The sequence below is a fragment of the Metabacillus malikii genome (assembly GCF_030813355.1).
In the GTDB taxonomy this organism is placed as follows: domain Bacteria; phylum Bacillota; class Bacilli; order Bacillales; family Bacillaceae; genus Metabacillus; species Metabacillus malikii.
On record NZ_JAUSUD010000014.1, the window covers coordinates 1 to 24,703 of the forward strand.

Genomic DNA, 24,703 nt, shown 5'->3' on the forward strand with positions numbered 1-24,703 from the left:
AAGACCAAAAAGTATGATGAAAAAGAAAGAAATGTCCTTCATGGCAAGGATGAAGACCAAAAAGTATAATGAAGAAGAAAGAAATGTCCTTCATGAACAGGTATGAAGACTAAGATGTTGGAAGGAGTGTCCTTAATAGAAATTCATAGGGTGATGCCGAAAAATAAGACAGGCCCTACCGAAAACCGGCTCACAACAAAGGGAACCCAAAAACTAGGTTAATCCTAAAACATCCCTCACTCACCAAATTGTACATTCTTATTTAGTCGAAAATGTACATACTTATCTTGACATCAATAAAAACTTCTTAATAGTTGATGAAACCTAAAATAAGCAAGCCTTTAGAGAAAACTGTCATCCTAGTTGAGATGAAACCGAAATGAGAAAGTCTTCCGCAAAAATCTCCATAGGCGCCTACTAAGAGAACCCTCCACAATTAATAAAAGTCCTAAACATCAAAAGTTAACAAATATGCACTGGCTTTAAAGTGAAACTAAAAAACCCGCAAGCTCACCACAATGGTGAACTTACGGATTAGGCAGACAAGTAATTTTGAAATTTGTTTATCTACATTTATGATGTCAAAGCAGAATTAAAATTACTTAAACAATGCTTTTATTTCATCAGAGATATATTTATCCTCCACTGTTACATACCAATACGTATTATTTGCAAGAGTGAATTTAATATAATATTGTCCGTCAACGTCATAGTCTATTGAATATTCTAACAGTTTATCAATACTTTCTTGAGCAGTAATTGTATGAATTTCTTCACCTTGGTGAAAAAATTCTTCTAATGAATACACATCGATTTCTTGATGATTTTTCACTCGGGTAATCTCTGCCTTCTCAATGTGTTGAGGCTGGACATGGGCATGTTTAATATGCTCTTTTTTTGCTATCCACTCATCAATGCGTTTAAATGATCTTTTCCAATCGATTGCTGCTGTATAATAGGGTGTTTCGGAATTTTCATAATGTATATCGAAATAGCCCCATCTGCCTGTTGATGAGATGAGATCGTCAATTGTTTGTGATAATAATTCTTCGTTTAAAATTTCAATTAGTTCCTTCAGTTCTGTTTCATCGGTTATTGTAAATGGTTTACCGAAAGGGTCATATGGTGTAAAAGTGATTGACCTAAGTTTTTTCTGTAGCTGCTTATACTCTGGTAAATTCATTTTGTATTCTTTTGATTCTATAATCGGTTTTAATTGGTCTTTTAACAAATGGAATGGAACAAAATATTCTCTCGTAAAGCTATTGCCGTCTTTTAGTCGGTAGGTAATGACCATTTCTTGAGCATGTACATACTCATCATATTTTGATTCACTCAGCATATCTTTTTCTGCAATCAAATATTCATGAAGATTACGTACATCTTGAATATACATTTTTGAATCTGAGTAGATAAGTGGAAAACTATCATAATCATTCAAATTGCTAATTTCGTACTTATCTCCGATGTAGACTTCACTTATTTGATCCATATCAGGAAGTTTTTTCTCATACTGAAACACGTCATTACGAATTGACACAAGGATGAATAACATGATAATACTATATCCGATAAAACCGATAAATGAGCGGTAATGGAAGATACGCCATGTCTTTTGGAGAATCATTTCAGCAATTACATAGCCGAGAAGTCCGGCACTAATGTAGCCAAATGTAATCCATCCCCAATCATTAGAAGTGGTGCTAGAAAAATAAGAACCTCCTAAAAGCATGCTGCAAAACGTTACACCGTATTTAAATAACGGTTTTAAAATTGGAAAAACAATGACATCTGTTGCTCTCTCTAAATGTCTAGCTTTATATAAAAGAATGCCGCAGATGAAAAAGACAATCGTAAGAATTAAATATATTGTCGTTTCAAGTAATGAAAATGGAACTGCAATCTCTTCCTGAAGGTTTAAGTGAATAAACTGATGGAAAATCGATAAATATTCAATCTTTTTTTCTATAAAGGCTGTTGAAAATCCATAGAGCAGAAAAGATAGATTATAGATAATTACTGTTACAAGACCAACAGGTAGAAATAGAGCTATATATGTTAAGATGGCATGAGCACTTGACATACCAGTCATCATCCCGATAACAACTGTTATACTAAAAAGAAGTGAGGTCAGGATGAGATATATAATCGTCCAGGACAAAAGTTCAGATATTGTCAAAATGGAATCGAATCTCTCCACCGTGGCAGTTGCAAAATATGTTGTCAGTGCTGTAATTATGACTGGGATGAAAAGCAGTAATAGACCACTCATAAAGTGATTGAAAAATATTTTTTCTCTCCGAATCGGTAAACTGTGTATCATATCGACAGAAGATTCAGTGTGCATATACCTATATAAAAGCAAGCCAGCTGCAATCGGAATTGTAAAAAGAAATAATGCTTGAAGCTCAGTATTAAAATAGAAATAATTTGCGAAATCCTTGTAAATTACGTAGTCACTTGATGCGATTTGCAATATTTCTAATGGAATCGCAAACAATAAACATAGTAAATAAATGATGCCGATCCAACCATGCTGTCTGAAATTTTGTTGGATAATGGCGATACTAAAGAAGGATTTTTTCGATTTCATATCCGATATCCTCCATTTCGTAAATGAAAATTTCTTCTAATGTCAACGGTAGTAAATCAAAAAGAAGTAATTCAGTTGATTGGATGATTTTCCTTATCTTCTCTTCATTTCCTTTTACAATTAGTAATAGGATACTGCCACGTTTTTCTTGGTGTAAAATGTGTAACTGGTTTAAAAGATGTTCCTCATGTGTAGGGTCAGATAGGGCGATTTGTATTTTGTGTGTATCGGTCTTTAAATCGTCTATTTCCTTTTCGATAATAATTTGTCCATCGTGCATGATCCCAACATGGTCACATAAATCTTCAATTTCACGCAGGTTATGTGATGAAACGAGTACTGTCATTTCACGTTCGGCTACATCTTGAAACAAGAGGTTTTTAATTTTCTTCCTCATTACAGGGTCTAGTCCATCAATCGGTTCGTCTAAAATAAGGACATCAGGCAATGTTGATAGAGCTAGCCAAAATGCAACCTGTCGTTTCATTCCTTTTGATAAGCGATGCACTTTACGATTCACATCAATAGAAAAGGCATTCGCTAATTGATTGAATCGCTCTTGGTTCCAATTAGGATAATATTTTCTGTATTGTGAAGCCATTTGTGCAACAGTAGCTTGTGGGAAGAAGTATATAACATCAGGTATAAAAATAACTCTTTCCTTAATCGCTACATTCTCATATGACGGTTGTTGGTCAATTTTAATCGTACCTTTATCAGGACGATTAATACCTGCAATCATTTTAAGTAATGATGTTTTTCCGGCTCCATTCGAACCTAAGAGACCGTAAATGGATCCTTTTGTAACAGATAGTGATAATTCATTAACTGCTTTATGTTTGTTATATGCTTTACTAACGGAATGAACTTCAATCATACGTTTATCCCCTTTTTTTAGTGATACTATTTTTCAAAGTTGTTTCTGCGTTGTGCTTCATCAAAAAGAACAAACAAGTCTTCTTTTGTTAATCCTAAATAGATTGCTTCAGCAATAAGCTTCTGGAGTTCATCTTTCAGTTGCGCCAGCTGTTGCTCATTTGGCATGAACTCTATTCTGGCAACATAATTTCCCTTTCCTTTTATTGAATAGACATAACCTTGTCTTTCGAGCTCGCGGTATGCTCGTTGAATCGTATTTGGATTAACGGTAAGCTGACTAGAAAGCATTCGTACTGATGGCAATTGCTCATCTGGCTTTAAGATTTGACTGATAATAAGCTCTTTAATTTTGTCAACTAGTTGCTCGTATATGGGTTTCCTGCTTCTAACGTCTAGCTGAAACATGAGTAACCCCCTTTGTATTAACTGTATTAATATTATTAGTACAGTGAAATCTTATCTGAATTATCCGGAAAAAGCAATACATTTCGTATATGGAAGATGAATTTTTTGGTAAGCATGCTTTTCATAGCATTGTGTACCATAAATGATTTACAATAGGTACATACTTTAAAGAAGGATTGGATGTTAATGAGTATTTTACAGGTGGAGAATTTATATAAAACATATGGTGAAAAAGTTCTGTTTGACCATATCTCCTTTACGATAGAAGAAAAGCAACGAGTTGGTTTAATCGGTGTGAACGGAACTGGAAAGTCAACATTATTAAAAGTAATCGCAGGATTAGATTCTGCAGATGAAGGGGAAATAACCCATGCCAATTCGTTACATATTGAATATTTACCACAAGAACCTGAATTAACAAATGGATTAACTGTATTAGACCAGATTTATTATGGTGAAGCCCAAATAATGAAGGTAATGAGAGAATATGAACTTGCATTGGCGAACTTAGAACAACAGCCAGAAAATGAACGGTATTTGAAGCAGTTAATCTCGATGCAGCAAAAGATGGATGAACATGATGCATGGGAGGCAAATACAGTAGCAAAAACAGTTTTAACAAAGCTAGGAATTACTGACTTCACTAAGCTGGTCGACCATTTATCTGGTGGTCAAAAGAAACGTGTTGCAATTGCTAAAGCATTAATTCAACCGGCAGATATCCTCATTTTAGATGAGCCAACAAACCATCTAGATAATAATACGATTGAATGGTTAGAGAGTTACTTAGCAAGCTATCGGGGTTCAATTATTCTCATTACACATGACCGTTATTTTTTGAACCGTGTTACAAACCAAATATTTGAACTGGACCATGGACAGCTCTATACGTATTCAGGTAATTATGAAGTTTTCTTAGAGAAAAAAGCTGAAAGAGAAATAAATGCAGAGCAATCTGAACTGAAACGTCAAAATTTACTAAGACGAGAGCTTGCATGGATTAGACGTGGGGCAAAGGCACGATCAACTAAGCAAAAGGCGAGAATAGACCGCTTTGAAGAGTTAAATGAACAGAAAGGTCCTGTAATTAAAAAGGATTTAGATTTTGCGATCGGTTCTACTCGGTTAGGTAAAAAGGTCATTGAGCTAAAAAATATTTCAAAATCTTTAGATGGTAAATTATTGATAGGAGATTTTAGCTATTTGGTTACACCTGGTGAAAGGCTTGGTATTATAGGACCTAATGGGAGTGGGAAATCGACACTATTAAATATGATTGCTGGTCGTATACCAGTTGATAATGGAACAATCGAAATTGGTGAAACAGTAAAAATTGGATTTTATACACAAAACCATGAAGAGATGGATGGGAATCTTAAAGTCATTGAATACATTAAAGAGACAGCTGAAATTGTTCATACAATTGATGGAACGATTATTACAGCGGAGCAAATGCTCGAACGCTTTTTATTCCCTCGCTCACAGCAATGGACTTATATCCGCAAGCTTTCAGGTGGGGAGCGAAGAAGACTCTACTTATTAAAAGTGTTGATGGAAGAGCCGAATGTTCTTTTCTTAGATGAGCCAACAAATGATCTTGATACTCAAACACTAAGTGTTTTAGAAGATTATTTGGATCAGTTTCCTGGTGTAGTATTAACGGTGTCACATGATAGGTATTTCCTAGATAGAGTCGTTGATCATTTAATTGTATTTGAATCTGCTGGGAAACTAAGCCGATTTCAAGGCAGTTACTCCGATTATATGGAAGCAAAACAACAGCAAGACCTTATACAGGAAAGAGAAATACCTAAGGAGAAAACTACTTATAAAAAGGAAAAGAAAAAAAGACTTAGCTATAAGGAACAGCAGGAATGGGACGGGATTGAGGATGTAATTGCCCGGCTTGAGGACAAAATGGTTCACCTTGAACAGGAAATCGCAGCAGCAGGAAGTGATTTTGCAAAGGTACAAGAGTTATACAAAGAACAAGAAGAAACCAAAAAAAGGCTGGAAGAAACAATGGAACGATGGGAAGAACTATCACTATTAATAGAGGAAATTGAGGAAGGAAATTAGTAAAGAAAAAGGGCCACCTCCTGTTTAACACTCATATGTAGTGTTTTCGGAGGCTGACCCTATTTTTAACTTATTTGCAAACTAATCAGGACTAGCAGACAATACAGGAATGCCTATTAAACAACACGATTTTTATCTTGATTTAAATGAATGTAATATTTATTTTTGAAGTAAAGATATAAGCGATTAAGCGTTACTAATATGAGCCCTAGCATAATGAAAACAACGGTAAACGAGATGATGAACAATGTAACATTACCGTAGTTTCCAACTCCTACCGGTAGTTTTCCGTTAGGGTTTAAAAAGAAATACGGATAAAAACCATCAAACGCACCCCTCAATAATGAAACAAAGCAATAGAGAACAGGATAAATAATCCAAGTAAGAATTGAGATATATTTATATCTTTTTTTTGTTTCAAATACTATCCAATTAAAGAAAGTCAGCATTGGTATTAAATAGTGTAGTGTGTAGTTAGTGATAATTCTAACTCCTGAATATTCACCACCACTAGCAAGTAAAAAATGATAGGTGAGAATACCAACAGACATATAAATAATTGAACAATTTTTTAAAAAATCTAAAAAAGGAAATTCATCTTTCTTTGAAAAGGATGTTATGAAGCTGATTAAAAAACTGAATGAAACAATAAGATTTGCATGTATTGTAAATTTTGTTGTAGAAGCTAAGGGGTTAGGGGAATAAATGATATGTAGTATAACACTGATGAAACCTATTAAAAAGATAAATAAATGAAAGATTGTTTTCATTTTTCGGATAAATGTATGTTTATTCCTTTTAGGCATTAGAAGTTCTCCTTACATTATTAAACTTAAATTACAAATAGTTACAATAATCAATTAAATTATAATATATCATCGATATAATTTAAATAATTTTCTGGAAAATATCGAAGGAGTAATTACCAATTATACTTGGGTTAATATTGAATAAAACGCTCAGAGATTTTTTCTCTCGAGCGTTTTTAATTGAGTTTCTAACTACCACTTGGTACAAAGTTTGTCTGACTTTGTGGTTTCCCTTGAACTATGGTCGTTTCGTGTTTTTCCATGTCCTCAGTTAAAAGTAATTGAACATGGCTGGAATACCTATTGCTAGAAATTGTATTAATCCATTGGAAAAATTCCTGTTCTCGGGTCTGGTGTAACATTGGGTTTAATGCAGTAACAGGGTGTCCATAAGGCGTAATAATGGGAAGTATTAAGGTAATATACATAGCTATTCACCCCTTTTTCATAGTGTATTCGACCAGTAAATAAATGCTCTTTTTACTTTATTAATAAGCTCATTAATAAAACAAGATGGATTTGCAAATAATCATCATAACAAATAGTAGAAGTGGGTGAATTTATATGGGATTAATGGAGTTAATGTTAAGAGTTGCAATTGGTTTTTTTGTATTATTTACACTTGCTAGAATAATGGGAAGAAAAGAAATTAGCCAAATGACTTTCTTTAATTTTGTATCTGCTATTGCCATAGGTTCTATCACCGCAAACTTGGTAGTGAGCCGAAATTTATCTATTCGAAATGGAGTGTTAGCTTTAGTCGGATGGGCTGCATTTACACTAATAATGGATGTTATTGATATAAAATCGAAAAGAGCTCGTATTATTACAACTGGAGACCCGATTATTGTTATAAAAGAAGGGAAAATTGTTGAGAGAGCACTAAAGAAAAGTCGCTTAGATTTAGATGCATTAAACACAATGCTAAGACAAAAGAATATTTTTGCTGTTGCTGATGTAGATTATGCAATTTTCGAAACAAACGGAAACTTTCAGTCATGCTAAAGGAACAAAAAGCACCTGCTACAAAAGGGGATATTAGCACTGTAATGACAAAGAAAGTGTTTCCGATTGCGACGCAAGTAATCTCGGATGGACAAGTAATCGAAAAAAATCTTGAAAAGCTAAATCTTGATAAAGACTGGTTAAATAAACGGCTTCAACAAGTGGGAGTTCAATCAAGTCAGAATGTATTTTTTGCTGAAGTACAGCAAGATGGTTCACTTTACGTCGATAGCAAAGATAATTTGCTACATTAGTTCAAAGAAAAAAGGATTTTGATATTTAGTATCGAATTATAAGTAGGCCCATTTTTTTGTATAAAAGGAAACATTATGACGGAATAGCAGTGATTTTTAATGAAGAGAATCTTATATTTACTAATGAGAGTTACGTAATCGTGGCATAATACTTACATATTCATACACTTTTATCCGATTACAATGGTGCTAAATGATTTTATAGATTATCAGCTAGTCAAAATAGGAGGCAAATATGGAAGCATCAATTTTATTAGAATATGGCTGGGTACTATTGATCTTAATCCTTTTAGAAGGACTACTATCTGCAGATAATGCACTAGTACTAGCAATCATGGCAAAACATTTACCAGAGGAACAACAAAAAAAGGCGATTAATATTGGTTTATTGCTTGCATTTATTTTTAGAATCGGTGCAATTTTTATCATTTCGTTCTTATTTCATGTTTGGCAAGTTCAAGCAATCGGAGCAGCATACTTAATTTTTATTGCTGTGAAGCATTTAACAAAAAAACATGATGATAGTAAACCGAAAAAGGTACGAAGCTATCGTATGACAGTTGCACAAATTGCATTAGCTGATATCGCTTTTGCAATTGATTCGATTTTAGCAGCTGTTGCACTTGTGATTGCTCTGCCTGATACACCGCTCGGAGATATCGGTGGTATGGACGGTGCAAAATTTACGGTTATCGTGATTGGAGCTATCGCGGGTCTGATCGTGATACGATTTGCTGCAGGATTATTCGTTAAACTGTTAACAACACGCCCAAGCTTGGAAAAAGCAGCGATGTTAATCGTTGGTTGGGTTGGGGTAAAGCTATTAATGCATACTCTTGCACACCCGGCAGTTCATATTATTTCTCATGATTTTGTAGAGGGAATCGTATGGAAATCAATTTTCTGGTCAGTAATGTTACTTATCGCTGTAGGTGGCTGGTTTCTATCAAAGGAACCTGACAAAATGAATGATGCTAGTTAACGAAAAAGAACAGTGGCTTATCACTGTTCTTTTTCTTAGGTTTTTTCGTATTAATCCATACTCAAAAACCATACGATTAGAAATGAAAAGGTGAAAAAAATAACAGCTAAAAAAGGAGAATGTATTGAAAAAATATAAAGAATTAAAGGTCGTTTCTATTCCTAAGTGGGGACCATATCTTCGTGAGCAATGGATTCAAAGCTTTGCAGGCCATTTAACCAAGCCAGAACAAAAAGCAATTAACTTGGATGAGTTTTTGTGGCATTTATGCAGTTGGAGAAAAGTGGACTGTGTAGAGGGGGAAAATGCACTAGAAGCATTTCAGAAACAGGCAAAAACGAAATGTACAATCTTTTTTCAACATAAAGATGAAGCATATCTAATTGAGAAGGCTCGGACAATTACTGTAAATCACCTGCCATACGACCCGTCCCATATAAGTGATGGAGATTTATATGTGATGGACTGGGATAGGCGATGGACCTTTATGATGACACATGAATCACAATGTGGTCCTTATTTTATTTCGTTAGATTAGGATTTGAAAATACAAATAGGTGTTGTGTTATAACTATTAGGGGTCAGACCCCTCAAGTAGATTTGATTTCAAACTATAAGTTTTTTGTTGGAGGGGTCAGACCCCAGTTAACTAGCTTCTCTATATGTGATCACATGTTTTTCTGCTTTTTTTAACATCACATGATAAATAAGTCCGCTTATAAATGCGAATATGCCTAAAATAAAAAACGTCAATGTGTAGCCAAACCATAACGACATTGGTATTGCTATAGGTGCTATCGTGCGGCCAATCGTATGCCGCAAACTTGCTGCTGCAAAGTATTGTCCACGCATATGTTCAGGTGATATTTTTGAAACAAACGTTTGTTGAATACCAGCCGTCATGAGCTCCGCAAAAGTAAATAGGCCCATTGCAATAAGCATAATCCATACCGATGAAGAAAGACCAAATGAAATCATTGCAATTCCATATACAATGGATGAAATGACAAAGACATTCTTTTCTTTATACTTACTCATCCATTTCGTCACGATAATTGTGAGTAGTGCGACAAGTAAGCCGTTTTCAGAGAGAACCACTCCAAATACTTGCTCTCCAGTTAGTGTAAGAGACCAATTACCAAAGTCGAAAATCTTCTGATGATGGATCATTTCGGTAATATAAACAGGAATAAGCATATCAAGTTGCATGAAGGTAACCCCAACGAGTATACCAGCAATAATAAACAAGAAAAACGTCTGATCTTTAAAAATAATATGATACTCTTTTACTTGTTTCGTAATAATTGTGTACCATTTATCGGAACCAGTATGCTGCTGTTCTGGGGCTGTTTCCCTTGTATGCTTGACTAATAATAATGATAATAGTAAACAAACAACACCAGAAACCAACAATACTTCAAATGGATAACGTACATAAAAAATCGCACCTAATATTGGACCAACAACAACGGCAATGTTTATAGATGTATAAAAAATGGCGAATACACCACTTCGTTCTTTTTCATCGACAACATCTGTTACCATTGCTTGTGAAGCTGGCCAATAAAATGCACCAAATACACCTGCTAACGAAAAGAAAATAAACCCTAAGAGTGGCATCGAAAGCCAAGGTGAATCTGTCCATGCAAATAATATGAACGATAGTCCCTGACCAATTGAAGCAATAACCATCATCGTTTTACGTCCGTATCGGTCCGCAAAATATCCTCCCATAAGGTTCGCTAAAACGGAAAAAATCTGAGAGAAAATAAGTAAAAGTCCAGCAAGCTCTTTCCCGAAAGCTTCCGCAAAGTAAATTGTAAGAAACGGAAAAAACATCCAAAAAGTAATGTTCATTAACGTTTCACCAAGTAAACGAATTTTGAGGTTAGTATCCCAATCTCGTATTCTCATCGTTGCACACCTCAATCTTGTATTCTACCGAAATAAATCATACTCTTTAGAACTAGGAAAAACAATAGCATAATCTGGTGGGTGTTAGATGTAATACCCCTATCAGGTTGGAAATGTATAAATATCTAGAAAAATAAATCAAGCCTTCATTCACAATAATCATGTATTGATAATACGATATAAAAAAGCCTAGAAGGAGTGAGTATGTTGCCACAATGGCTTATTGTATCGTTAATTGTAGTTATTAGCGGAAGTATATTAATCAGTGTCATAACTAGTTGGCTGCTCCTTTCACCTAAACGTGTTAAATATGAGAAAACATATAAACTAGGGATTAAAAGGGGAGAAATCGATGAAGGTTTCTTTAGCAAATTACGGAAGGAAGAGCTTTTTATACAATCTTATTATGGATATGATATACATGGCATGTTTTTTCCTGTAGAAAAGGGAAAAAAGGTTGTAATTATCGCACACGGTATTACATGGTCATTATTTGGGAGCTTTAAATATGTAAAGATGTTTCAAAGAAGAGGATTCCATGTATTATTATGTGACCATAGATACCATGGATTAAGTGGTGGTTCATATACGTCTTACGGCTATTATGAAAAGGATGATTTAAAGGCATGGATTGACTATCTAGAGGATAGGTTTGGCGATGATGTGTTTATTGGCTTGCTTGGCGAATCATTAGGAGCTGCTTCAGCGTTAGAGGTTTGTAAACGTGACCCTCGTGTGAAGTTTTGCGTTGCTGATTGTTCGTTCAGTGATTTCCAATCGTTATTGAAGGTAAGGATGAAAATGGATTTAAAGATTTGTATACATCCACTTATTCATTTAGTTGGCTTCTTAATTAAATTGAAGCATGGCTGGAGTTTCCCGGATATTTCTCCAATTAAAGGATTAGAGAAAACGAACACTCCGATCCTGTTTATACATGGGAAAGAAGATACATTTATCCCATTGGAAATGAGTTTAGACATGTTCCGAAGAAAAGCAGGTAAGAAAAAGCTTTACCTTGTACCAAAGGCTGGCCATGCAGAAGCATTTAATACAGATCCAATAGGGTATGAAAAGAGAGTGTTAGAGTTTATTAGAGATATCGAAGAGCTGTTCGAGGGGAGAGATCGACCATCCTATTAATGGTAATCTTAATTTGACACACTATCTAAAAAAGTAAAAAGAAAAAGGGGAGTAGCCGTTCCTCCCCATCATGAATTTCATCATTTTATTATTTCTCAAGTAAATCATCTTCATCATCATTAGGAAGCGGGTCGATTTGAGAGGAGTCATTAGTGTTTAGCGAATCATTCAATAAAAAGATTATGAGTAAAATAGTAATAGCAAGTGTTCCAATTAAAAAAACAGTGAAAAGTCCTATTTTAATCATATAAAAACCTCCTTCTTATCAAAAAGATATGTTGATAAGAGAGAGGTCAGAATCAATCAATTATGCTTTTCGTAAATTTCCTAGCTCTTCTGCAATAGCTTGCATTTCATTTGGGCTAAATGATTGCTTTTTCATTACGTGTTCGTATATATCTTTAAGTTCTTCATACATATCTTCATTAAAATGTGTAGATTTAATTGCACCAAAGTTTAACATCCGAAGCTTTTCTTTAATTTGGTCAACCATATATTCAACATTTTCAGCAGATTTCTCCGTTAGATTCATCATATCATCATTCCTTTCTTGTCCCTTAAAGTAATTATTGTTATTGTAACATGAAAAATGTCGATACATTCAAAACATTCGAATCTGTTTACGACGTTATGCTTTTTCCTTTTCACGTTTTTCCTGCTTGACAACTTCGAGGAACTTTTTCGTTTCAGCAACTACTATCCCGGATAAACCAATTAATCCAATTAAGTTAGGAAAGGCCATTAATCCATTCATAACATCTGCAATTCCCCATACAATATCAATCGTTGTAATGGAACCTAAAAAGACAGCTATCACAAAGGCATACCGATAATATTTCACAACTGATTCACTAAATAGGTAAGAAAAACATTTTTCGCCATAATAAGACCAGCCGAGAATTGTTGAATAAGCGAAAAATAACATACCAATCGCAACGATGATGGAGCCAATCGGACCTAGAAATTGTTCGAATGTTAAAGAAGTAAGTGCTGTACCTTCAACATTACTTGTATATAACTCACCCATTACTATAGTAATACCAGTTATTGAACAAATAACAATTGTGTCAATAAAGACTTGTGTCATCGAAACTAATGCTTGTCGACCAGGATAATCAGTTTTTGCAGCAGCAGCGGCAATTGGTGCAGAACCTAAACCAGCTTCATTCGAGAAAACACCACGGGCAACCCCCCATCGAATAACGGCGCCTAAAGCACCACCAGCAACGGCTTCACCTGTAAAGGCATCTGATAAAATAAGTACTACCGCATCAGGTACAAGATTAATATTCGAGATGATAACAATGAGTCCTGCAATTAAGTAAAATAAGGCCATAATCGGGACGAAAATTGCTGTTACTCGTCCAATTGATTTAATCCCACCTAAAATAACAAGGGCGGTAAAGATAGTAATGATAATACCGGTAACAATCGTTGGGACAGAGAAAGTAGATTTCATAACACCAGAAACTGAATTTGATTGAACCATATTTCCGATACCGAATGCTGCAATAGCACCAAATATGGCAAATAAGACACCTAGCCACTTCTGCTTAAGACCATGTTCTAAATAATACATAGGCCCGCCAGACATTTCCCCATTCTTATCTTTCACTCGATATTTGACAGCTAATATTGCTTCAGCATATTTCGTTGCCATTCCGACTAGTGCAGTAATCCACATCCAAAAAACAGCACCAGGTCCACCCATAAGCACAGCTGTAGCAACGCCGACGATATTCCCTGTACCTACTGTTGCTGCTAAAGCAGTCATTAATGCTTGGAAATGTGAAATATCACCTTCAGACCTGTTATCTTGTTTTTTTGAAAAGGCAAGCTTTAAAGAGTATGGCAACATGCGAAATTGGAGCAGCCCTAAACGAAAAGTTAAATATAAACCGGTCCCTACAAGTAAGATAAGCAAAGGCGGACCCCAAATAAAGCTACTGACTTTACCAATCACTGCTTCTAATGTTTTCATAACATCCCCCTAATGTTAAATTGTGACCACATGTCTGTAATGTCCTATTCGTCACTTATATGAAAAGTATTCGGATAAATATTTTTAAATGTCAAAAATTTTAGCTATTTTTTACAATTATAGAAGCAAAACTGCTAATATTAATTAACCTAGTAGCACTAACAATCAGTACTATATGTAATTAAATAGTTTGTATGTAATAAGGTGTTGTAAATTGTTAATATTGCTCCGTGACAATTGTCAGAACGTGAAAGAAATCTTATGATAGGTAGTAATGAAGAGAAATTAGGAGGGAATTATATGGTAAAAGTATTGTTTGTATGTTTAGGGAATATTTGTAGGTCACCAATGGCAGAGGCGGTTATGAGACATTTAATTGCTGAGGAGGGGCTTGAGGATAAGATTACAGTAGACTCTGCTGGAACAGGGGATTGGCATATTGGAAAGCCTCCACACCAGGGGACTCGAGAAATTTTAACGAAAAATCAAATCTCATATGAGGGGCAAACCGCACGTCAATTGCTCGAACAAGATATTTCATCTTTTGATTATATCATTGGAATGGATGCTGAAAACATTGGGAATATTAAGCGACTAGCAGGAGATTTTCCGACAAATCATATTAAACGATTATTGGATTATGCAAAAGAATTCTCTACAAGTGATGTCCCTGACCCATACTATACTGGGAATTTTGATGAAGTATATGAGATGGTAACGGAAGGATGCAGGAATCTGCTTTCGGAAATTAAACATGAGTATCAACTATAAGAGGGGATAGCCTATGAGTAACGAAAATAAATTACTAAAAGGAATGGTTATTGGGGCAATCGTAGGAGCGGCGGTCTCAATGTTTGATAAGAATACCCGTCAGGCTGTGTTGCAATCTAGTAAATCTATGTGTTCATCTTTAACGCAATATGTGAAACAACCAACTAAGCTTACTACAGATGTCAAGCGGAAGGTCGACACAGTAAGAGATACAGTCCAAGAAGTTTCAGATGATTTAGCCTTTATAAATGAAAAGGTAAATGAATTAAAAGAATCATCCCCACATGTTATACATATGCTACAAGAAACAAAGGACAAACTGATTCCATAACTGAAACGTTACGTGGAGGTAGATGTCTTGGCTTTTATAAAGGAAATGATTAATCGCTTTTTACATGATGAAGTAGCAGGATTATCAGCACAGCTTGCATACTTTTTCTTACTATCTCTATTTCCATTTTTGTTATTTCTCATCACGCTTATTGGTTATTTACCAATATCTCAACAAGATGTGCTTGGTACGATAAGCGAATTTGCCCCAGGGGAATCTGTAAAAATCATTGAAGAATCACTTGATCAAATTATTAAACAAAAAAATGGTGGATTACTGTCCTTCGGGATTGTTGCTACGTTATGGTCTGCATCAAATGGAATCAATGCAATCGTGCGTGCGTTTAATAAAGCTTATGATGTGAAAGAAACAAGGTCTTTTTTCGCTTCAAGACTTATGGCGATTTTCTTAACGATTGCAATGGTGTTTGTCATCGTCGTAGCTTTATTGTTACCTGTCTTTGGTCGAGAAATTGGTATTTTTATTTCCTCACATTTTGGTTTGTCAAAAGAATTTTTGACGGTATGGAATACTCTTAGATGGTTTTTAAGCGCGATTATTTTATTCATCGTATTTGTAGCATTATACTTTTTCGCTCCTAACAAACGCCTCCATATAAAAGATGGGGTGCCAGGAGCATTTGCAGCAACATTAGGCTGGATTTTAGTCTCATTAGCCTTCTCATATTATGTAGGTCATATAGCAAATTACAGTGCAACATATGGGAGTATCGGTGGGATAATCGTCCTTATGATTTGGTTCTATTTATCGGGAATGATTATTATACTATGCGGAGAATTAAATGCAATGCTATATGATAGAAAGAAGAAAAGTAAATGAAGACATGAAGAGGTTGACTTAGATGTTAAAGTGTTTGAATCCAAAAACAATGATGTGATGTTGTTGGAGGTCAAACACTTATAAGTTAGCTTCTTTTTGCTGAATTCATAAATAAGTAATGTTCTTCCTTTAGGTGACTTACGGATTAATTTAATTAATTAGTTGTAGCTTTTTAGAGCGGGGAGAGGAAGTCAAGTCTAGTCTGTCGGGTATTGTTAGTATGGTAGGAACAAATTAAAATAAGTAAACTACATCCATACACAATGGTCTGTTAATCGAAATTAACCAGTTGTATTGAAACAAATTCCAACTTTGCAAAAGGCAATTCATATATTATTTACAATCTTTACATAAAATTTTAACTTGAATAGAAAGAACTAAATACTCAAGATAGAGGATACTTCCTTAGGGTAAATGGGGCCATGTATTTGTTTTTTGTTTAGCTAACAACTCCTAAATGAAAGTGGAATTTTAATAGGAAAAAAGAATGTAAGTCACGATATATCCTAATTTTACCTTTTTGTTAAAGACGAGGTTATCAATAAAGCATTTAGTATACAGGTACTATAGAACATTTATAATACCTTTTGTATAATACAAGTATAAACAAAATATTGGTTAATAATACAATATTTCACATATTCATCTACGCTGTGAAATGATTTCTGGATACACTCCGTAAAGAAATCAACCCTAAACGACAAATGAGTAAGAAGCAACAATGATTACAAAAGTTCACATCTACTCAGATGAATTGTATGAGGTTCCAGGAAATCTTTCTGTTTGGAAGGTGAGAACCGGAACTGAGGGTAACATAGAAGAAGGGAGAAGAAGGTAGTAAATATGGTATTAAGAGAAATCATTTCTTTTCATTTTGTCATTGCAGTTTTCTTTACAATTCTAGGATATATTTCTTACTCGTTACTTGTAGAGAATAATATCATGGAAATAAATTTACTTATTAATGATTATCAGAATGTCATGTCCGAAAAGGAGAAGGCAGGATTTATGATGATTTTCATTAATAATATCACCTTTTTCTCACTTGTTTGTGTGTTACCAATTCTAAATTTCATCTATTTAAGCGTACAATTTTTTAATATTGGTACATATATCTACCAAATTAAAAGTTTGGCTTTTCTTCAGCAATTTACACTACTTTACAGACATTCCATCTTTGAGATTCTCGCATTAATGATAGCAATTTATATTAGTTACTCCTTAATACAAATGTCAAACACATACTTGAAATCAACAGATATCGACTTTCCTTATCGAAAAAGATTTAAACAATTAGCTTTTGCATATGTTGTAATACTAGTTTTAACTTTTGTTGGAGCACTGTTGGAGGGAAATGTTCATGTACTCATTTAATCATGTCACTTTTAAATACACAGATTATATATTAAAAGACTTTAGCATGAACATTGACAGCAAAAAAATAGGGATTATTGGAGAGAATGGTATAGGGAAAACGACAATGCTTAAGCTAATGAGCGGTCAATTAGTCCCTCAATCAGGCCAAATAGCTCTCAGTGGGGACACCTATTTTGTTCATTTTGATTTGTTTAAATATAAAAAATTTACTCTCCGGGACATGCTAGATTTATGTATGCATCTAGAATCATTCAATTGTACAGATTATATGGATTATGTAAAAGCATTACATATTACATCATACATGGATGTTCCAATCGGAAAGCTCTCTAAAGGCACGATAAAAAAAGTTGCATTATTGTTTGGCTTTTTATCAGTCCATCCAATTCTATTAATAGATGAACCATTTGAATCTTTAGATAAAGCTTCAAATAAAAATATTATTCGATTATTTAATGAAGAAGAAAGAGGGCTGGTGATTGTAAGTCATGATCTCGATATGCTTCAACAATCCGTAGATAAAATATATCACTTAAATAATAAGGGATTGACTATTAGTGAAAATGACGTATTACTATAAATTTGCTTCCATTTTATTAAAGCGAAAGAGCAAAAACTATCCAAAAGAAATAATAATAGGAATCATCGTTTCAGCTTTACTTATGATGGTTTACACTACAGAACCTTTATGGGGTAACTTAGTCGTACTATTCTATTGTGGTTTGTTACTTATTACAAGTATGGTAGATAATGAAACTTTTTTTGGTTATCAAGATTTAGAATTATTCGATTTAAAAAATAATACACTTCCATTTAAAATCACGTATATAGTGCAAAGAATTTTACTTGATATGTATTTGACTAATACGATTATCGTAGTAAGTGTCTTTATCTACATAGCAGTTAAATCTAGTTTACCAACGGGACTATTCTTTTTGACCATTGTTACAATAAGCCATCTTCTAATGCCTAGTGCTAATTATTGGGCTTATAAGGTCGGTGAACAGGGAGTTATTCTATCTGTAGCCTTTTTCGTCATCCTATTAGTTTCAGTAATCGTCGGTTGCATTCATAATATAGCTCACTTAGGTTGGTTATTTAGCGGCACTAGTTATATTCATTCACTACTACTTATCCTGTTTACGTTACTATCTGTTATTATCCTTGATATTATCAGTGGTTTTTATAGAAGTAAGACAGATTCAAAATTGAATACAAGAAAATTTTTCTTGTGGCTAAAAAAACTTAATGTCTTCTTATTTAAGGACTATGTATTATTTTATAAAAATATCCTACTTAATCTAGTTATGATTTTTACATTATATAGCCTTCTAATTATTGGTACAGAGGATAAATTAATTCCATTTATGTCTGCCTTTATTATTGGGAGTAGTAGTATCTTTGCGATGAAAAGTAAAAAAAAATATACGTTACTTTCTCATGACCCTTTTTTTGATGAAACGAGGTTGAAACGTGATGCAAAGTATATACGTATAACAAAAATGATGACGATATTGAGCGGTGCTGTTATAAAAATATCAGTTTCTCTTGGCATATTAGTTTATCATAAAATATTCGATGGTAGAGTACTTGCCTCATTAGCTATCCTTATGATACTAGGTTCAATTATTGAATTTATAGTTGTATATCGGAATCATTTATCCTCAACAATTATGAATAAGTTTCTAGTATATACAGCAGTGCTCATTTTTGGCATCACAGCGTATTTTAATAATTATTACACATTGCTATGGATCTATTTATTTGTCCTACTTATCTACTGCTTTTTATCAGCAGTTAGTATTTTACGAAAGGACTTGCCGAAAACTATCGTAAATCATTAATAAGTCCTCGGCTAATCATTTTGAAGAAAGAAGTGAACTATATGAAGTCTATCAATCTTACACAGAAGCTATTATTAATTATTTATTTAATTGCTGCAGTCGTTCTAGGTTCACTGACAGCTGATGAAGATTTTATCGCAGTGTTTGATGGTAGCCAAATATACTTATGGTACTCGTTATTAACGTTGTATTACGGTGTCTTAATGTTAATAACAGTTTGGATTGTATCATATTTAACGTTACTATCTTATAAATTAGCCAATAAGCAAACGTTTGACCGAAAAAGGGTAATGTTGAAGTCAATGTGGTTGTTAATTATCACCTTTTATGCACATATGATTGTTCTATATATTAACCATTATATATATAGTGGAAGTGAGATTCTTTTAATATTTATCATACCTGCTGTCATTGTAATTATTTCAATCGTCAAAGATATAAACATACAAGGCTTTAAAAAAGTTGTGGCGATTATCCCGCTTAGTATCTATATTGGCTTCGATGCACTATCAATCTATTTAATGATTTAGTGATGATATTAGCCGGTTTGGGGAAATGAGGATAATGAACATTCCTAATAACTCAACTTATCAACTTAGTAAAATATCGGAGAGAGAAAGGAAGATTTACATGGATAAAAAAACTAGACAAGCACTAGAAGCGATTGAGAAAGTCAAGTCACCAGGAGATGTCGTATATGAAGTATTTCGAACCGAAAAGAAATCAGGAATGTTTCAGTTTTTAAATATATTATTTGAATCAATTCCGTCAGCATCTTCTTCGCTTATGAACGATAAGGTCATGTATTTACTTGCTTCTGAAAAAAGTGGAAAAATACTTGAAATTGAAAATGGAGTTATAAGGAATACAACAGAAGTACCGAATTGGACAAGTGACCAGAAAGATAAATTTAAAAAAGTGACGATTGATAATCACGTTTATAAGAAGTTTAAAAAGATACTGTAATACAGATGGAAGGATGTAAAAGATGCGTAAAGTAAAGAGTTTATTGATACCAACATTCATTTTACTTTTTGTTGCGATAGCAGGATGTTCATCAGATGAAAAGGCATCGGAGCCAAAAAGTAATGATAGTTCAAAATCAAGTAGTGAATTACCAATTGAAGAAATTGAGAAGAGGTTTAATGAAAAGGAGTTTAGCAAAAAGTATCCTGACTACCAAGTTAATTTCGAGCAAGAGTCAGGTATGGAGTCGGTTTATATAACAAACCACGACCCAAAAGACTTAGCGAACTTACCTGACTATCAAGAATTAATTGAGTATGGGTATGTAAGTCTAGAATCAGATGATATGGTTTATGCTATTGATATTTTTCTAAAAGACACTGAAAGTTATTATTCTGCTGAATATAATGCAGAAACGAAAGAATTAATAACAGAAGATGGTGATTGGACTCCAGAGGGGGACCTAGAAAAGTTTGTTTCAGAACGACTAGAAATGATCGATTATGTGTTGCAAAAATAGTTAAAGGTGGATAAGTCCGTGTCGAAGTATAAGATGATAGCATATTTACCTTGTTTCTTAATCATTTTAAGTACGGGCCTATTGTCTGCCTGTGTGAATAAGGAAGTGGCAAATGGTGTCGAACAATATGAACTTAAGGAAGAAGAAATAAAATATAAAGGCTATTTATCACCAACACAGACAAAGATTATTGATGTTGAAGAGTCGAAGTTAATAGTGAAGAATGGGAATCAAGTTAAAGAAGGCGAAGTACTAACAGAAATGGACGAGAAAGTAGAGAAAGAAGTTCAAGCATTAATTGAAAAGCGAAAGAAAGTCGAAGGAGAAATCGCGCAGCTAGATAAGAATATTTCAGAAATAAAAAAAGGTAACTATTCCGTTAGTCCTGAATTATCTTCTGAAGTTGAAGGTATGCAAGAATCACTTCATTCACAAGATTATATTGTCGAAGAATTGGAATTAAATCTTGAAGAAATTAACTATAATTATAAAGCAGAAAAAGAAAATCTTAACAGAAGTCTTAACGAAAACAACAATGAATTAACTAATTTAAAACATGAACTTGAAACGTTAAGAGCTAATAGGATAGAAGCAAGTGAAACTGAACATGAAGCAATTATGACAATTGAAAGTGAAATAAAATCGCTAGAACAAGAGAATGAGGAGATAAAGGAAAATCTCCAGACATTAGAACAAACCTATAAATTCAATGAGGCAAGAACGAAACAGTCTTTACAAAATAGTAAAGAAAGTAAAGGATTATATGAGAAAAAGTATCAAAATATCAAATCGGGGAACACGAATGATCCTTCAGTTAAAGCCGTTATCTTGCAACTTGAAGAAGAAAAGAAGTCAAAACAAGATAGTATAGAAGAATTAAATAAAACAATTGCTTCATATGAAGAAGAGTCAATGGATGTCGCACCGTTTGATGGTCAGATTTCTATAACATCAACAGGACAGGTTGCAATTCACAGTAATGTATATCAGTTTGTGTTTAATGCGACGGAAAGACAGATTGAAGAAGTACAGAATTTGAAGCCGTTACACTTAAAATATCAATCGGAAGTTGTTGGTGAACTAACCTATCAAACAATGGCATATAATGAGGAATTATCTACACAGGGTCAAACTCCGATATATAAAATGTTGTATGACATTAAGCCGACTTCAAAGTATAAGCCAATCTATCATGCTACTGCTTATATGGTTCATACAAGTGAAATACATATACCTCAGGAGTATGTAGGCACTGATGAAGATAACAAACATTTTGTTCTTATTAACGGTAAGAAAAAGAATGTAAAAGTTGAGAAAGTGGAAGATGATTATTTACTTATCGAAGGTGCCGAAGCAGGAGACGTAATTGAAAAGGTAGTTGATGGGTAAGTGATTCAATTAAAAGAAGTATTTAAGACATATACAGGTCGTAACTATAAAGTAAATGCGTTAAATGGCATTGATATTACAATACCAAACGCTCAATACGTTTCTTTAGTAGGCAAGAGTGGTTCTGGTAAATCATCATTAATTAAAATAATTGGTTTGTTAGATTTTGATTATAGAGGAGAATATATCTTCCAGGAAAAAAGACTTGAACAACATTTCAATGACCAAATTATTTCAAATTACCGAAAAAGAATAGGGTATGTTTTTCAAGATTTTCAATTGATTGATCGTTATACTGTCCAAAAGAATATTGAAATTGCTAGTGTCATCAAATTAGGCAAGCTCGATACAGTTGCTGTAGAAAACAGCTTGAGAAAAGTTGGAATGTTAGAAAAAAAGGATAGTTACCCAGATGAGCTAAGTGGGGGACAAAAGCAGCGAGTTGCTATTGCAAGGGCAATGGTTTCAAACCCTGAAATAATTATTGCAGATGAACCGACAGGAGCGGTAGATGAAGCGAATACGAAGGGAATTCTTAAACTCCTTGAAGAAATTCATGATACCTTCAATACGACGATCATAATCGTAACTCATGATAAAGATGTTGCTTTATCAGCTCAACGGATAATTGAGTTAAGAGACGGTAGGGTAAAAAGTGATATATTTTGTTAAAAATTTAAAAGAATCCTTTCGATATAACCGATTCCGAACAGTATTAACAGGTTTAGGTGTATTTATCGGAATAGCTGCTGTAATTATCATTATGACAATTTCAAATAGCTTTTCTAATAATCTAGTTAATAAGTATGTCAATAATACGACAATTGGCTTGATTAGTAGTGCTGACAGCCTTGTTGATATGGAAAGTGTTATGAACGATGGTGATATAAAAGATAATTTGGAAATCGTTAGAAACCTTCCAGGTGTTAAAGAATTCAAGGAAGCGTATACAGAAGAAACTGTCGATGTATATTTCGAAGATACAGATGATTTTAAAGAAAACGTTGTCGCTGAATTTAGAAATATTGGCGTTATTGAAGGAGAATCATTTCAGGAACGTTCAGGAAATGTTGTAATCGTCAAAGATAATGAAGAATTTGATAAAAAATATACAATTGGCGATACACTTTATGTAAATAATGAAAGCTACGAAATTATCGGAATAACAGATGAAATTGGTAATACGAACCCGAGCCTTTATCTTCCGGAAGATTTAAGGTCAGAAATTGATGTAAGTGCTAGTTCAATCAGCAGTACATTTAACCTAACTCTAGAAGATGGATATGAGCTTGAAAGTGTGAGTAAACAAGTATTAGAAATGTTGAATAACGGCTTAGATGATGATGTGAAATTCATTGATTATTCAGAGGAAACTAGTAAAGCAATTAAGGAGTCTATTGGTAGTATTTCAATATTTCTCGTATTAATCGGTGCAATATCACTTGTTGTAGCAGGAATAAATGTAATCAACATTATGTATATTTCAACATTGGAAAAAATGAATGAGGTAGCTATCTATCGTGCGATGGGTATGAAGAAAACAACAGTTATAAGTTTGTTTTTAATGGAGTCTCTCATATTGGTTATTGTATTTGCATTGTTAGGTTATTTTGTTGGTTTATTGATAGCGGGAGTTATCTTAACGTTTATGGATATCCCGATGGTGTTTTCAATATGGCATGTACTTCTCGTCCTGTTTATAAGTATGCTTTTAGGTATTGGAGGAGGTATCAAGCCAGCCATAAATGCTGCAAATTCAAATCCAGCAACACTACTAAAATGACGACGAAATAGCTACACACTTGAAAGGAGGTGATAAAGATGAAAGCAGGTTACCTAGTAGGGAAATGGGTACAAAACAAATTAAAATCATGGTCTCAACAAAGTGTAATTAACTATTTAGCAGCATCAGTTGGAAAAACAGCAGCTAAGAAAATCGTTAGTAGAGTAGTAGCAGTTGGGGCTACAGCAGCAGCAACTTATATTGCTGGATTGCTTGGAGCAAGTGGTACTGTAGCAGGTCCTATCGGTGTTATCGTAGGTGCAGCAACTGGATGGCTCTAAAATTATTCATCTAATTTCAGAAGTAGTAAAATGAAAATGGGAGGATACCTTGTGACAGCAAGGTGTCTTCCTTTTTGTTTTAGAGCCATCAGTTATATAGATTATAATAATCAACTGGAAAATTTTCAAGTTCGAAGATGATAAAATAATTCCTTCATCATACATACCTGAAATTAGTATATGCAATATCATTTGCCTATATACGTTTATATCTAATAAATTTTCCGCTCACATCTAATCCTTTTCAAAACATCTATCCAAGATAGAAGCTTATGAAGCTTGAATGATTTGGGGTTAAAATCAACCACTTTGTTTAATCAGAAGATATAATATGTAGAAAAAAGAGGCACCGTGCAATTGCACAGTGCCTGAATGATTGTTTGTAGGACGAAACAAATGACTAGAGAAATTGGTAACGCTTGCAAAATGAGCGTAACAAGTTTACCTAGGGACTCATTTCATAACTTAATTTTACTAGTATTTGTATAACTTGTAAATGAGTAATGTTGATTTGTATGGAGGAAAATATCTAATGCGATGTAAAAAATTTGGATAAA

Annotated in this window: 27 protein-coding genes; 19 read left to right on the forward strand and 8 right to left on the reverse strand. The window is 33.8% G+C overall.

All coding sequences use genetic code 11. The features are described from left to right. Positions 1-598: 598 nt before the first annotated feature. From J2S19_RS13705 to J2S19_RS13715, 3 genes are read right to left on the reverse strand one after another with little or no spacing between them, the layout of a single operon-like run. Complete coding sequence (locus J2S19_RS13705; protein ID WP_307342936.1) at positions 599-2,593, reverse strand: ABC transporter permease; 1,995 nt, start codon at positions 2,591-2,593, stop codon at positions 599-601. Beyond that, positions 2,568-3,470 (reverse strand): ABC transporter ATP-binding protein, encoded by a 903-nt coding sequence (locus J2S19_RS13710; RefSeq protein ID WP_307342939.1) that lies wholly within the window; start codon positions 3,468-3,470, stop codon positions 2,568-2,570. The genes J2S19_RS13705 and J2S19_RS13710 overlap by 26 nt, the downstream gene beginning before the upstream one ends. Positions 3,471-3,496: 26 nt before the next feature. Beyond that, entirely contained in the window at positions 3,497-3,877 is a 381-nt protein-coding gene (locus tag J2S19_RS13715) for a GntR family transcriptional regulator (RefSeq protein ID WP_307342942.1), read from the reverse strand. A gap of 186 nt (positions 3,878-4,063) precedes the next feature. Here J2S19_RS13715 and J2S19_RS13720 point away from each other — a divergent pair, with 186 nt between their 5' ends. Further along, positions 4,064-5,956, forward strand: coding sequence for an ABC-F family ATP-binding cassette domain-containing protein (locus tag J2S19_RS13720; protein WP_307342945.1), 1,893 nt, complete (start codon positions 4,064-4,066; stop codon positions 5,954-5,956). Between the two features lie 116 nt (positions 5,957-6,072). Here the strand turns inward: J2S19_RS13720 and J2S19_RS13725 are convergent, their stop codons facing one another. Continuing rightward, on the reverse strand, positions 6,073-6,762 hold the full coding sequence (locus J2S19_RS13725) for a Pr6Pr family membrane protein (protein WP_307342948.1): 690 nt from the start codon (positions 6,760-6,762) through the stop codon (positions 6,073-6,075). Positions 6,763-7,329: 567 nt separating this feature from the next. On the opposite strand from J2S19_RS13725, the gene J2S19_RS23840 reads away from it, so the two are divergent. The 4 genes from J2S19_RS23840 (at position 7,330) to J2S19_RS13740 (ending at position 9,544) form a co-directional block, all read left to right on the forward strand. Next, positions 7,330-7,770, forward strand: coding sequence for a DUF421 domain-containing protein (locus tag J2S19_RS23840; protein ID WP_503128647.1), 441 nt, complete (start codon positions 7,330-7,332; stop codon positions 7,768-7,770). Next, positions 7,764-8,024 (forward strand): YetF domain-containing protein, encoded by a 261-nt coding sequence (locus tag J2S19_RS23845; protein WP_503128648.1) that lies wholly within the window; start codon positions 7,764-7,766, stop codon positions 8,022-8,024. The genes J2S19_RS23840 and J2S19_RS23845 overlap by 7 nt, the downstream gene beginning before the upstream one ends. Positions 8,025-8,259: 235 nt before the next feature. Further along, positions 8,260-9,006, forward strand: a complete 747-nt coding sequence (locus J2S19_RS13735) for a TerC family protein (RefSeq protein WP_307342950.1) — start codon at positions 8,260-8,262, stop codon at positions 9,004-9,006. Between the two features lie 124 nt (positions 9,007-9,130). After that, positions 9,131-9,544, forward strand: a complete 414-nt coding sequence (locus tag J2S19_RS13740) for a DUF4275 family protein (protein WP_307342953.1) — start codon at positions 9,131-9,133, stop codon at positions 9,542-9,544. A 107-nt stretch (positions 9,545-9,651) separates the two neighbouring features. On the opposite strand, the gene J2S19_RS13745 is transcribed toward J2S19_RS13740, so the two are convergent. Then, positions 9,652-10,920 (reverse strand): MDR family MFS transporter, encoded by a 1,269-nt coding sequence (locus J2S19_RS13745; RefSeq protein WP_307342955.1) that lies wholly within the window; start codon positions 10,918-10,920, stop codon positions 9,652-9,654. A gap of 207 nt (positions 10,921-11,127) precedes the next feature. On the opposite strand from J2S19_RS13745, the gene J2S19_RS13750 reads away from it, so the two are divergent. Continuing rightward, entirely contained in the window at positions 11,128-12,063 is a 936-nt protein-coding gene (locus J2S19_RS13750) for an alpha/beta hydrolase (RefSeq protein ID WP_307342958.1), read from the forward strand. Positions 12,064-12,151: 88 nt separating this feature from the next. On the opposite strand, the gene J2S19_RS13755 is transcribed toward J2S19_RS13750, so the two are convergent. The 3 genes from J2S19_RS13755 to J2S19_RS13765 form a co-directional block, all read right to left on the reverse strand. Beyond that, positions 12,152-12,310, reverse strand: coding sequence for a hypothetical protein (locus J2S19_RS13755; RefSeq protein ID WP_307342961.1), 159 nt, complete (start codon positions 12,308-12,310; stop codon positions 12,152-12,154). Between the two features lie 60 nt (positions 12,311-12,370). Next, the gene (locus J2S19_RS13760) at positions 12,371-12,595 is read right to left on the reverse strand and encodes a DUF1128 domain-containing protein (RefSeq protein ID WP_307343279.1); all 225 of its coding nucleotides are present in this window, start codon (positions 12,593-12,595) and stop codon (positions 12,371-12,373) included. Positions 12,596-12,691: 96 nt separating this feature from the next. After that, entirely contained in the window at positions 12,692-14,044 is a 1,353-nt protein-coding gene (locus J2S19_RS13765; RefSeq protein ID WP_307342964.1) for an alanine/glycine:cation symporter family protein, read from the reverse strand. 300 nt (positions 14,045-14,344) lie between these two features. On the opposite strand from J2S19_RS13765, the gene J2S19_RS13770 reads away from it, so the two are divergent. The 13 genes from J2S19_RS13770 (at position 14,345) to J2S19_RS13830 (ending at position 24,146) form a co-directional block, all read left to right on the forward strand. Further along, positions 14,345-14,815 carry a low molecular weight protein-tyrosine-phosphatase gene (locus J2S19_RS13770; protein ID WP_307342967.1) on the forward strand — a complete coding sequence of 157 codons (471 nt, stop codon included), beginning with the start codon at positions 14,345-14,347 and terminating at the stop codon, positions 14,813-14,815. Positions 14,816-14,828: 13 nt separating this feature from the next. Continuing rightward, positions 14,829-15,146 carry a YtxH domain-containing protein gene (locus J2S19_RS13775; RefSeq protein ID WP_307342970.1) on the forward strand — a complete coding sequence of 106 codons (318 nt, stop codon included), beginning with the start codon at positions 14,829-14,831 and terminating at the stop codon, positions 15,144-15,146. A 27-nt stretch (positions 15,147-15,173) separates the two neighbouring features. Beyond that, entirely contained in the window at positions 15,174-15,986 is an 813-nt protein-coding gene (locus J2S19_RS13780; RefSeq protein ID WP_307342974.1) for a YihY/virulence factor BrkB family protein, read from the forward strand. Positions 15,987-16,829: 843 nt separating this feature from the next. Next, complete coding sequence (locus tag J2S19_RS13785) at positions 16,830-17,360, forward strand: stage II sporulation protein M (RefSeq protein ID WP_307342977.1); 531 nt, start codon at positions 16,830-16,832, stop codon at positions 17,358-17,360. A gap of 46 nt (positions 17,361-17,406) precedes the next feature. Beyond that, positions 17,407-17,943, forward strand: a complete 537-nt coding sequence (locus J2S19_RS13790; RefSeq protein WP_442405993.1) for an ABC transporter ATP-binding protein — start codon at positions 17,407-17,409, stop codon at positions 17,941-17,943. Beyond that, complete coding sequence (locus J2S19_RS13795; RefSeq protein WP_307342983.1) at positions 17,921-19,207, forward strand: hypothetical protein; 1,287 nt, start codon at positions 17,921-17,923, stop codon at positions 19,205-19,207. The genes J2S19_RS13790 and J2S19_RS13795 overlap by 23 nt, the downstream gene beginning before the upstream one ends. Positions 19,208-19,248: 41 nt before the next feature. Further along, on the forward strand, positions 19,249-19,737 hold the full coding sequence (locus tag J2S19_RS13800) for a hypothetical protein (RefSeq protein WP_307342985.1): 489 nt from the start codon (positions 19,249-19,251) through the stop codon (positions 19,735-19,737). A 100-nt stretch (positions 19,738-19,837) separates the two neighbouring features. Continuing rightward, entirely contained in the window at positions 19,838-20,173 is a 336-nt protein-coding gene (locus J2S19_RS13805) for a hypothetical protein (RefSeq protein WP_307342988.1), read from the forward strand. 22 nt (positions 20,174-20,195) lie between these two features. After that, positions 20,196-20,693: a hypothetical protein gene (locus J2S19_RS13810; protein WP_307342991.1), complete on the forward strand. Its 498-nt coding sequence runs from the start codon at positions 20,196-20,198 to the stop codon at positions 20,691-20,693. A gap of 18 nt (positions 20,694-20,711) precedes the next feature. Continuing rightward, positions 20,712-22,082, forward strand: a complete 1,371-nt coding sequence (locus tag J2S19_RS13815) for a V-type ATP synthase subunit I domain-containing protein (protein ID WP_307342994.1) — start codon at positions 20,712-20,714, stop codon at positions 22,080-22,082. Then, positions 22,083-22,754, forward strand: a complete 672-nt coding sequence (locus J2S19_RS13820; protein WP_307342997.1) for an ABC transporter ATP-binding protein — start codon at positions 22,083-22,085, stop codon at positions 22,752-22,754. Then, a complete protein-coding gene (locus tag J2S19_RS13825; RefSeq protein ID WP_307343000.1) occupies positions 22,738-23,865 on the forward strand; it encodes an ABC transporter permease in 1,128 nt (375 codons plus the stop codon). The genes J2S19_RS13820 and J2S19_RS13825 overlap by 17 nt, the downstream gene beginning before the upstream one ends. Before the next feature lie 38 nt (positions 23,866-23,903). Next, positions 23,904-24,146: a hypothetical protein gene (locus J2S19_RS13830; RefSeq protein ID WP_307343003.1), complete on the forward strand. Its 243-nt coding sequence runs from the start codon at positions 23,904-23,906 to the stop codon at positions 24,144-24,146. Positions 24,147-24,703: the final 557 nt, after the last annotated feature.

Bases quoted from the DNA above. Each gene is read 5' to 3' on its own strand.
- J2S19_RS13705 (WP_307342936.1), bottom strand. From the start codon at position 2,593: ATGAAATCGAAAAAATCCTTCTTTAGTATCGCCATTATCCAACAAAAT.
- J2S19_RS13710 (WP_307342939.1), bottom strand. From the start codon at position 3,470: ATGATTGAAGTTCATTCCGTTAGTAAAGCATATAACAAACATAAAGCA.
- J2S19_RS13715 (WP_307342942.1), bottom strand. From the start codon at position 3,877: ATGTTTCAGCTAGACGTTAGAAGCAGGAAACCCATATACGAGCAACTA.
- J2S19_RS13720 (WP_307342945.1), top strand. From the start codon at position 4,064: ATGAGTATTTTACAGGTGGAGAATTTATATAAAACATATGGTGAAAAA.
- J2S19_RS13725 (WP_307342948.1), bottom strand. From the start codon at position 6,762: ATGCCTAAAAGGAATAAACATACATTTATCCGAAAAATGAAAACAATC.
- J2S19_RS23840 (WP_503128647.1), top strand. From the start codon at position 7,330: ATGGGATTAATGGAGTTAATGTTAAGAGTTGCAATTGGTTTTTTTGTA.
- J2S19_RS23845 (WP_503128648.1), top strand. From the start codon at position 7,764: ATGCTAAAGGAACAAAAAGCACCTGCTACAAAAGGGGATATTAGCACT.
- J2S19_RS13735 (WP_307342950.1), top strand. From the start codon at position 8,260: ATGGAAGCATCAATTTTATTAGAATATGGCTGGGTACTATTGATCTTA.
- J2S19_RS13745 (WP_307342955.1), bottom strand. From the start codon at position 10,920: ATGAGAATACGAGATTGGGATACTAACCTCAAAATTCGTTTACTTGGT.
- J2S19_RS13755 (WP_307342961.1), bottom strand. From the start codon at position 12,310: ATGATTAAAATAGGACTTTTCACTGTTTTTTTAATTGGAACACTTGCT.
- J2S19_RS13760 (WP_307343279.1), bottom strand. From the start codon at position 12,595: ATGAATCTAACGGAGAAATCTGCTGAAAATGTTGAATATATGGTTGAC.
- J2S19_RS13765 (WP_307342964.1), bottom strand. From the start codon at position 14,044: ATGAAAACATTAGAAGCAGTGATTGGTAAAGTCAGTAGCTTTATTTGG.
- J2S19_RS13770 (WP_307342967.1), top strand. From the start codon at position 14,345: ATGGTAAAAGTATTGTTTGTATGTTTAGGGAATATTTGTAGGTCACCA.
- J2S19_RS13775 (WP_307342970.1), top strand. From the start codon at position 14,829: ATGAGTAACGAAAATAAATTACTAAAAGGAATGGTTATTGGGGCAATC.
- J2S19_RS13785 (WP_307342977.1), top strand. From the start codon at position 16,830: ATGGTATTAAGAGAAATCATTTCTTTTCATTTTGTCATTGCAGTTTTC.
- J2S19_RS13790 (WP_442405993.1), top strand. From the start codon at position 17,407: ATGAACATTGACAGCAAAAAAATAGGGATTATTGGAGAGAATGGTATA.
- J2S19_RS13800 (WP_307342985.1), top strand. From the start codon at position 19,249: ATGAAGTCTATCAATCTTACACAGAAGCTATTATTAATTATTTATTTA.
- J2S19_RS13805 (WP_307342988.1), top strand. From the start codon at position 19,838: ATGGATAAAAAAACTAGACAAGCACTAGAAGCGATTGAGAAAGTCAAG.
- J2S19_RS13810 (WP_307342991.1), top strand. From the start codon at position 20,196: ATGCGTAAAGTAAAGAGTTTATTGATACCAACATTCATTTTACTTTTT.
- J2S19_RS13830 (WP_307343003.1), top strand. From the start codon at position 23,904: ATGAAAGCAGGTTACCTAGTAGGGAAATGGGTACAAAACAAATTAAAA.